This window comes from Tardiphaga sp. (genome assembly GCF_044340795.1).
Lineage (GTDB): Bacteria > Pseudomonadota > Alphaproteobacteria > Rhizobiales > Xanthobacteraceae > Tardiphaga.
Genome location: NZ_JBIISY010000250.1, coordinates 1 through 8,314, shown reverse-complemented (window position 1 = coordinate 8,314; position 8,314 = coordinate 1). Strand labels below are relative to the sequence as shown.

Annotated in this window: 8 protein-coding genes; 4 read left to right on the top strand and 4 right to left on the bottom strand. The window is 61.1% G+C overall.

Annotated features, from left to right (window positions below; all coding sequences use genetic code 11):
• From mnmG to hemJ, 4 genes are all read right to left on the bottom strand, one after another.
• Nucleotides 1-1,163 (bottom strand): tRNA uridine-5-carboxymethylaminomethyl(34) synthesis enzyme MnmG (mnmG, locus tag ACIQ17_RS27485; protein WP_398472524.1); only part of this gene is annotated, 1,163 nt, incomplete at its 3' end.
• A gap of 279 nt (nt 1,164-1,442) precedes the next feature.
• Nucleotides 1,443-2,768, bottom strand: coding sequence for a tRNA uridine-5-carboxymethylaminomethyl(34) synthesis GTPase MnmE (gene mnmE / locus ACIQ17_RS27480; protein WP_398472523.1), 1,326 nt, complete (start codon nt 2,766-2,768; stop codon nt 1,443-1,445).
• Between the two features lie 166 nt (nt 2,769-2,934).
• Nucleotides 2,935-4,200 carry a transcription termination factor Rho gene (gene rho / locus ACIQ17_RS27475; protein ID WP_211911081.1) on the bottom strand — a complete coding sequence of 422 codons (1,266 nt, stop codon included), beginning with the start codon at nt 4,198-4,200 and terminating at the stop codon, nt 2,935-2,937.
• A gap of 303 nt (nt 4,201-4,503) precedes the next feature.
• Nucleotides 4,504-4,926 (bottom strand): protoporphyrinogen oxidase HemJ, encoded by a 423-nt coding sequence (gene hemJ, locus ACIQ17_RS27470; protein ID WP_398472522.1) that lies wholly within the window; start codon nt 4,924-4,926, stop codon nt 4,504-4,506.
• Nucleotides 4,927-5,395: 469 nt separating this feature from the next.
• Between hemJ and ACIQ17_RS27465 the strand changes: the two genes are divergently transcribed.
• From ACIQ17_RS27465 to dnaQ, 4 genes are read left to right on the top strand one after another with little or no spacing between them, the layout of a single operon-like run.
• Nucleotides 5,396-6,235, top strand: a complete 840-nt coding sequence (locus tag ACIQ17_RS27465; RefSeq protein WP_398472520.1) for a pyruvate, water dikinase regulatory protein — start codon at nt 5,396-5,398, stop codon at nt 6,233-6,235.
• Nucleotides 6,232-6,840 carry a Maf family protein gene (locus ACIQ17_RS27460; protein ID WP_398472519.1) on the top strand — a complete coding sequence of 203 codons (609 nt, stop codon included), beginning with the start codon at nt 6,232-6,234 and terminating at the stop codon, nt 6,838-6,840. The genes ACIQ17_RS27465 and ACIQ17_RS27460 overlap by 4 nt, the downstream gene beginning before the upstream one ends.
• Nucleotides 6,841-6,863: 23 nt before the next feature.
• A complete protein-coding gene (gene coaE / locus ACIQ17_RS27455) occupies nt 6,864-7,463 on the top strand; it encodes a dephospho-CoA kinase (protein ID WP_398472518.1) in 600 nt (199 codons plus the stop codon).
• 30 nt (nt 7,464-7,493) lie between these two features.
• Nucleotides 7,494-8,207: a DNA polymerase III subunit epsilon gene (gene dnaQ / locus ACIQ17_RS27450; protein ID WP_398472517.1), complete on the top strand. Its 714-nt coding sequence runs from the start codon at nt 7,494-7,496 to the stop codon at nt 8,205-8,207.
• Nucleotides 8,208-8,314: the final 107 nt, after the last annotated feature.

Here is an 8,314-nt window from a genome sequence, read left to right as displayed (position 1 = left end):
GCGTTCAGACCGGCCACCAGCCCCTGGGCTGCGGCTTCCTCATAACCCGTCGTGCCATTGATCTGCCCGGCCATGAAAAGGCCCGGCATCCGCTTGGCCTGCAGGGTCGGTTCGAGTTCGCGGGGATCGACATGGTCGTATTCGATGGCATAACCCGGTTTGATCATCCGGACCCGCTTAAGACCGGGAATCGACGCCAAGATGGCGGCCTGAACCTCCTCGGGAAGCGAGGTGGAGATGCCGTTGGGATAGACGGTGTCGTCGTCGAGGCCTTCGGGCTCCAGGAAGATTTGGTGGCCGTCGCGATCGCCAAAGCGGACAATCTTGTCCTCGATGGACGGGCAATAGCGCGGACCCGAACTCTTGATCTGGCCGGAATACATCGGGGAGCGATGCACATTGGCGCGGATCACCTCATGGGTGGCCGGCGTGGTGCGAGTGATGCCGCACTGGATCTGAGGCGTGGTGATGCGGTCGGTCATTACCGAGAACGGCTCCGGCGGATCGTCCGCCGATTGCATCTCGACGGCCGACCAATCGATGGTCTTGCCGTCGAGGCGCGGCGGGGTGCCGGTCTTGAGGCGACCGAGGGTAAAGCCGATGCGTTCGAAGGCTTTTGACAGGCCGAGCGCCGGAGATTCATCGATCCGGCCAGCGGGCCAGTTCTTCTCGCCAAGATGGATCAGGCCGCGGAGGAAGGTGCCGGTCGTGATGACCACAGCACCAGCGCGGAGCTCTCGACCATCGGCCAGACGGATACCGGTCACCCGGTCATTGGCCGTCAGAAGATCGTCTGCCTCGCCTTCGATCACGCTGAGATTGTCGGTAGCCGTGATCGCGGCCTGCATGGCGACTGCGTAAAGCTTGCGGTCTGCCTGCGTGCGCGGGCCGCGGACGGCCGGCCCCTTCTTGCGATTGAGCATGCGGAACTGGATGCCGCCGGCATCGGCAACGCGGCCCATCAACCCGTCCAGCGCGTCGACCTCGCGAACGAGGTGGCCCTTCCCGAGACCGCCGATGGCGGGATTGCACGACATGGCGCCGATCGTGGCGAAGCGGTGCGTGACCAGCGCCGTGCGCGCGCCCATGCGTGCAGCGACGGCCGCAGCCTCGCAGCCGGCGTGTCCACCACCGATGACGATGACATCAAACTTGTCTTGCATGGCCGCAGCTTCTAGCGCGCCTGTGGACAAGATTGAAGGGGATTCTGAGAGGGGTTTGTTTCACGTGAAACGGGCCAGAAGCGCAGGTGCCGTAGGAAGAGTTGAGCGGAGTGAAACCCATCAATACAAGCTACCGGCCGTGTACGTGTTTCACGTGAAACAATGCGCGTCCTTCGCTGCGGCTACCTCGGCCGATGGGTTACGCTCCGGCGCTTTGCGCTTGCGCTAAGCCATCCTAGGAGACGGCATTTCACCTGAAACACTTAATAATAGGAATTATTACTTTCCTATGCAAAAATCCCTAAAGATGCTATCGAGCACGTCCTCTACATCGACGCGCCCGAGCAGGCGCCCAAGCTGATACGCCGCGGCGCGGAGATCTTCCGCGACCAGTTCGTCACCATGCTGCGCTGATATTGCGGCATGCTGCAACAATTCAGCACTGCGACGAAGAAGATCGCGCTGGCGATCGCGGGTGATGAAGCCGGCTTCGCCCCGTCCAAAATACCAGGATGCGAATTCAACCAGCGCCGATATCAGTTCGCTCATGCCATCGCCGCGCTCGGCCGAAATCGTCAACCGGGCATCGCGCGACGCAACAGTACTCACATCGGTCTTCGTGCTGACGATCCAGACCGGCGCATCGCTTTCGCTCAGCCAGCCTTCCGGCCGCGTGGCATCGGTCGAGTCCACCAGCCACAAAACGAGATCCGCTTCGCTGGCGCGGGCACGGGCACGGCGGACGCCCTCTTCTTCCACCGGGTCCAACGTTTCGCGAATGCCGGCGGTGTCGATGACGGTGACTGGATAGCCATCGAGATCGAGCTGCACTTCGATGACATCGCGCGTCGTCCCCGCATGCGGCGAGACGATCGCGACATCTCGGCGCGCGAGTTGATTCATCAATGTGGATTTACCGACATTGGGCTGGCCGGCGATGGCGACGACCAGTCCATCACGCAGGCGTTCGCTGCGGCCCTCCGCTGACAGCACTTGCTCGATCTCGCGACGAAGCGCTTCGGCCTTTTCCAGCGCCGGCGCCATCAGCTCGGCCGAGACATCGCCCTCGTCGGAAAAGTCGATACCGACTTCGACCAGCGCCAGGGCTTCGATGATCTGCTGGCGCCAGTTGCGCGCCTTGTCGCCGAGCAGTCCCTTGAGCTGCCGCAGAGCTTGTCTGCGCTGGCGGTCGGTATCGGCATGGATGAGATCGTCGAGACCTTCGGCTTCAGTGAGATCGAGTTTGCCGTTCTCGAATGCGCGGCGGGTGAATTCGCCGGGCTCGGCCGGGCGCAGACCGTCCATGGAGGCGAGTGCCTCGAACAGCGAGGCGAGAACGGCGCGGCCGCCGTGAATGTGGAATTCGGCGGTGTCCTCGCCGGTCGCGCTGGCCGGTGCAGGAAACCACAGCACCACGGCGTCATCGATCGGACCGAGTTTGTCGTCCGCGAGCAGCACATGGGTGGCCATGCGCGGGGTCGGGATTTTCCTGGCAAGGCGTTCGAGCGCTACGCCGGCATGCGAACCGGAGACACGCACGATGGCAATCGCGGTCGGGGGCCGGCCGGAGGAGAGTGCGTAGATGGTCTGGTCGCGCGGGTGCATCGCCTATTTGACGATGGCGGCGCGACGGCGCAACGGGATTCTCGTTTCGCCACCCCTCCATTGTCATCGCCCACTTTCGCGGGCGATGACAATGGAGGGTGTGGCCAAAAACAAAAAAAGCGCCGCTGCTTCCAGCGACGCCTTTGATTGTCAGAGCTTCTCGCCCTTACGTATTCATCGAATCGAAGAACTCCGAATTGCTCTTCGTGTTGCGGAGCTTGTCGAGCAGGAAGTCGATGGCGTCCATCGTGCCCATCGGATTGAGGATGCGGCGGAGGACATACATCTTCTTGAGCACCTGCGGATCGGTGATGAGCTCTTCCTTGCGCGTACCCGAGCGCGAAATGTCGATCGCCGGGAAGGTTCGCTTGTCCGAGACCTTGCGATCCAGGATGAGTTCCGAGTTACCGGTACCCTTGAATTCTTCGAAGATCACTTCGTCCATGCGGCTGCCGGTATCGACCAGCGCTGTCGCGATGATGGTGAGCGAGCCACCTTCCTCGACGTTACGCGCGGCGCCGAAGAAGCGCTTCGGACGCTGTAGCGCATTGGCGTCGACACCGCCGGTCAGCACCTTGCCCGACGACGGAACGACGGTGTTGTAGGCGCGTCCGAGGCGGGTGATCGAATCCAGCAGGATCACCACGTCGCGGCCATGTTCGACTAGGCGCTTCGCCTTTTCGATCACCATTTCGGCGACCTGGACGTGGCGGGTGGCCGGCTCGTCGAAGGTTGAGGACACGACCTCGCCCTTCACCGAACGCTGCATGTCGGTGACTTCTTCCGGACGTTCGTCGATCAGGAGAACGATCAGGTAGCATTCCGGATGATTGGCGGTGATCGAATGCGCGATGTTCTGCATCAGCACGGTCTTGCCCGTGCGCGGCGGCGCCACGATCAGCGCGCGCTGGCCCTTGCCGATCGGGGCCACGATGTCGATGACACGCGGCGACAGATCCTTGCGGGTCGGGTCTTCCAGTTCGAGGCGAAAGCGCTCGTTCGGGAAGAGCGGGGTCAGGTTGTCGAAATTGACCTTGTGCTTGGACTTCTCGGGATCCTCGAAGTTCAGCGTGTTGACCTTGAGCAGCGCGAAATAGCGTTCGCCTTCCTTCGGGCTGCGGATATGGCCTTCGACGGTATCGCCGGTGCGCAGGCCGAAACGGCGGATCTGCGAGGGCGAGACGTAAATGTCGTCCGGGCCGGGGAGGTAATTGGCGTCCGACGAACGGAGGAAGCCGAAGCCGTCGGAGAGAACCTCGACCACGCCTTCGCCGATGATGTCGGTTTCCTGCAGCGCCAGCTGCTTGAGGCAGGCGAACATCAGCTCCTGCTTGCGCATGGTGCTGGCATTTTCGACCCCCAGCTCTTCCGCAAACGAGACGAGCTCGGCTGGCGTCTTGGCCTTTAGGTCTTGAAGTTTCATTTCCCGCATTGGGGGTGGTCCTGTGGAAGATCGGAGGGGGTGTGCAAGCTGCTGGAGAAGGTGCGGACGCTCAAAAGTGTCACGAAAGTCCGCAGGTCTCCGGCAACGAAGTCTTGAGCAATGAAGGTGCTGAAGAGACTTCAAGCCTGATACGTCGGCCGGCGGGATTGAAAAGCCGGGTCGAACCGCATCGCCTGCGTCGGGTGGGAGACCAAGAACATATGAGACATCCGCTCAACGCGCAAGATCGACGGAAGTGCCAGCGTTGCCAAAATTGTCATGCGCATGACGCCTGCGCGGTCATAGCGATGGTCAGAATGGCTTCACCACCACCAGGATCACGATCAGGATCATCAAGACGGTGGGTACCTCATTGATAATCTTGTAGAATTTAGCGCTCCGCGTGTTGCGGTCGAGGGCGAAATCGCGCACCCGCGCGGTCAGGAAGCCATGGACGCCGGACATCAGCAGCACCAGCAGCAGTTTGGCGTGAAACCAGCCGGACGTGTACCAGCCCGCCGACCACATCAGGTAGAGGCCGAGAATCCAGGTCGCGATCATCGCCGGATTGATGATCGCCTTGAGCAGCCGCCGCTCCATTACCTTGAAGGTCTCGGACTGTTTCGAGCCGATCTCCGCATCGCAGTGATAGACAAACAACCGAGGCAGATAGAGCATGCCCGCCATCCAGGAGATGACGGCGATGATGTGCAGAGCTTTCGCCCATTCATACATTGCTAAGCCTTAGCCTCTATCAGGATGTGACGTGGTCCCTGTCGGGAACATCTGCCGCGCATCGCTGTTGGTCCGCAGGCGCGATCGATGCGGTTATCCGTGCTCTATCCGCACGAACCCCTTCCCTCAATCTATTATTAGATTCTTAAGGTTTGAGTTTGTTTGACCGTGGATTTGGCGGACAAGATTCCGTCCACGCGCCATCCCAAGCTTGTGCACACCGCTATCTGAATCTTCCGCGAGTCCTCTTGCGATTCATAAAGGCAGGCGGCGTCGGCACTTGATGACTGTTGCCAGGGGATTCCGGAGAGACAAATCCACATAACCCCATTATCATTCCGAGCGTCACCAAACGGTGTCCCCGCAGGCAGGCCTGTGAAGAAGAAACCGGGTTATCCCGGCCGCCTCGCCATCGCCGCCGATTCCGCCCAAAAGCTCCACAGCGATTCACAGAACACACAGGGTCAAGGTGCATACGACCGGCAGCTTTTTTCACCTTCACATGGTGTCCGATTCCACCGGCGAGACGCTGATCACCGTGGCCCGTGCGGTGGCCGCGCAATATTCCAATGTCACGCCCGTGGAGCATGTCTATCCGCTCGTGCGCAGCCAGAAGCAGCTCGACCGGGTTTTGACCGAGATAGAGGAAGCGCCGGGCATCGTGCTGTTCACGCTGCTGGAAAAGGATCTGGTCGAGCGGCTGGAAGCCAAGTGCCAGGAGATCAATTCGCCGAGCCTGTCGATCATCGGCCCGGTGATGCAGCTGTTCCAGAATTACCTGGGTGCATCGACGTCCGGCCGTGTCGGCGCGCAGCACGTTCTCAACGCGGAATATTTCAAGCGGATCGACGCGCTGAATTATTCGATGATGCATGATGACGGTCAGCATACCGACGGGCTGGAAGAGGCCGATGTGGTTCTGGTCGGTGTGTCGCGCACGTCGAAGACCCCGACATCCATCTATCTGGCAAATCGCGGCGTGCGCACCGCCAATGTTCCGCTCGTCCCCGGTATCCCGATTCCGAAACAGCTCGAGACGCTGAAGAAGCCACTGGTGGTCAGCCTGCATGCGACGCCGGAACGGCTGATCCAGATCCGGCAGAACCGGCTGCTGAGCATGGGTAGCGATACCACCAATGACGATTATATCGACCGGCAGTCGGTGACCGATGAGGTGACCTATGCGCGCAAGCTGTCCGCCAAATATGGCTGGGCTTTGCTGGAAGTGACGCGCCGATCCATTGAGGAGACGGCTGCGGCGATCATGAAATTGCTGGCGGATCGCCAGCGGCAACGGATGCAGGAATGACCATCTGGCGCGGCGAAGAGCCGCTGATTCTGGCGTCGCAAAGCGCGGCGCGACGCATGCTGCTGGCTGGTGCCGGCATTACCTTCGACGCCGCCCCGGCGGATATCGATGAGCGCGGCATCCAGCAGCGCTCCAATCTGACGGCACCCGGTGATATCGCGGCACTGCTGGCCGAGCAGAAGGCGGCCTTCGTTTCGCTGCGACATCCCGGCCGTTATGTGATCGGTGCCGACCAGACGCTGTCGGTGGGAGACCGGCTGTTCAACAAGCCTGCCGGTCGCGACCAGGCGGCGCAGCAATTGCGCGATCTGTCCGGCAAAACCCATGAGCTGCATTCAGCGATCGCGGTGGCCTGCGATGGCGCGACCCTCTTTTCGCATGTGTCGGTGGCGCATATGACGATGCGCCAGCTCGACGATGCCGCCATCGACGTCTATCTCGATGCCGCCGGTGAGAAGGTAACGACCAGCGTCGGCGCCTATCAGCTCGAAGGGCTGGGCGTGCATCTGTTCGAACTGATCGAGGGCGATCACTTCACCATTCTCGGCCTGCCGCTGCTGCCGCTTTTGAAATTTTTGCGCGGCGAAGGCATGATCGGGATCTGAACAACAAGAATAAAGGGACGTGGATGCGCGTGTTGGGGCTGACCGGCTCGATCGGTATGGGGAAATCGACCACTGCAAAATTGTTCGTGGAAGCCGGTGTGCCCGTCTATGACGCCGATGCCACTGTGCACATGGTCTATGAGAACGAGGCCGTGCCGCTGATCGAGGCTGCGTTTCCTGGCACCACTGCGAATGGCAAGGTCGATCGCACGAAGCTTTCGCCACTGGTCGTGCATGATGCCGATGCGATGAAACGACTGGAAAGCATCGTGCATCCCCTGCTCGCCCGGCATCACAAGAAATTCCTCGACGATGCCGAAGCCTCCGGAGCGCCGATCGCCGTCGTCGATGTCCCGCTGCTGTTCGAGACCGGTGGCGACAAGCGTGTCGACGGGGTCGTCGTTGTCTCTACCGACGCCAAGACGCAGCGAGAGCGCATCCTCGCCCGCGAGGGCATGACCGAGGAAAAGCTCGACGCCATTCTCGCGCGGCAGCTCCCCGATGCTGAAAAGCGCAAGCGCGCCGACTTCGTGGTGGATACATCCCATGGCATCGAGCCCGTACGTGCCCGAATCGCTGAAATCCTCATCGAGGCTGCTAAACTGCCACGACGACGACCTTAAGACTCCTGCCTGATTTGAGCCGAGATACCGATGCGCGAAATCGTCATGGATACGGAAACCACGGGCCTCGATCCGCTGCGCGGCGATCGGCTGGTGGAAATCGGCTGCCTCGAAATCTTCAACCGGCTGCCGACCGGCCAGACCTTTCACGTCTATATCAATCCCGAGCGCGACATGCCGCAGGAGGCATTCAACGTTCACGGCCTGTCGGCGGAGTTTCTGTCCACCAAGCCGCTATTCCATGAAGTGGCCGATGACTTCATCGCCTTTATCGGCGATTCGCCGCTGGTGATGCATAACGGCTCGTTCGATCTTGGCTTCATCAATATGGAGCTCGATCGCATCAAGCGTCCGGCGGTGCCGCGCGATCGTCTGGTCGATACGCTGCTGATCGCCCGCCGCAAGCATCCCGGCGTGTCGAACAAGCTGGACGATCTTTGCGCCCGCTATTCCATCGACAGTTCCCGCCGCACCAAGCACGGCGCGCTGCTCGACTCCGAGCTTCTGGCCGAAGTCTATATCGACCTCGTCGGTGCGCGGCAGTCGTCGCTGATTCTGGCGGATGAAGCGCCGATCTTGGTTCGTGGTGGTCTCAACGACACCCCGCGTCGCCAGCGCGAGGTGGCTCTGGCGCCCCGCGTCACGGACGAGGACCGCACCACGCATCGCGCTTTCGTGGCGACGCTGGGTGAAAAGCAGATCTGGTCGGAATTCTGGGGCGAGCCGGACAAGGCGGCTGGGTAGTTGAGGCGTCGTCACTCAGAGTGTCATCGCCCGGCTTGACCGGGCGATCTAGTAAACGCCGCTGTCAGCGGTTGGCAACGAAGGCCAGTGTCTACTGGGTCGCCCGG

What these genes read in the sequence shown, in the direction of transcription:
- mnmE (WP_398472523.1), bottom strand. Translation starts at nt 2,768, where the DNA reads ATGCACCCGCGCGACCAGACCATCTACGCACTCTCCTCCGGCCGGCCC.
- hemJ (WP_398472522.1), bottom strand. Translation starts at nt 4,926, where the DNA reads ATGTATGAATGGGCGAAAGCTCTGCACATCATCGCCGTCATCTCCTGG.
- rho (WP_211911081.1), bottom strand. Translation starts at nt 4,200, where the DNA reads ATGCGGGAAATGAAACTTCAAGACCTAAAGGCCAAGACGCCAGCCGAG.
- dnaQ (WP_398472517.1), top strand. Translation starts at nt 7,494, where the DNA reads ATGCGCGAAATCGTCATGGATACGGAAACCACGGGCCTCGATCCGCTG.
- ACIQ17_RS27460 (WP_398472519.1), top strand. Translation starts at nt 6,232, where the DNA reads ATGACCATCTGGCGCGGCGAAGAGCCGCTGATTCTGGCGTCGCAAAGC.
- coaE (WP_398472518.1), top strand. Translation starts at nt 6,864, where the DNA reads ATGCGCGTGTTGGGGCTGACCGGCTCGATCGGTATGGGGAAATCGACC.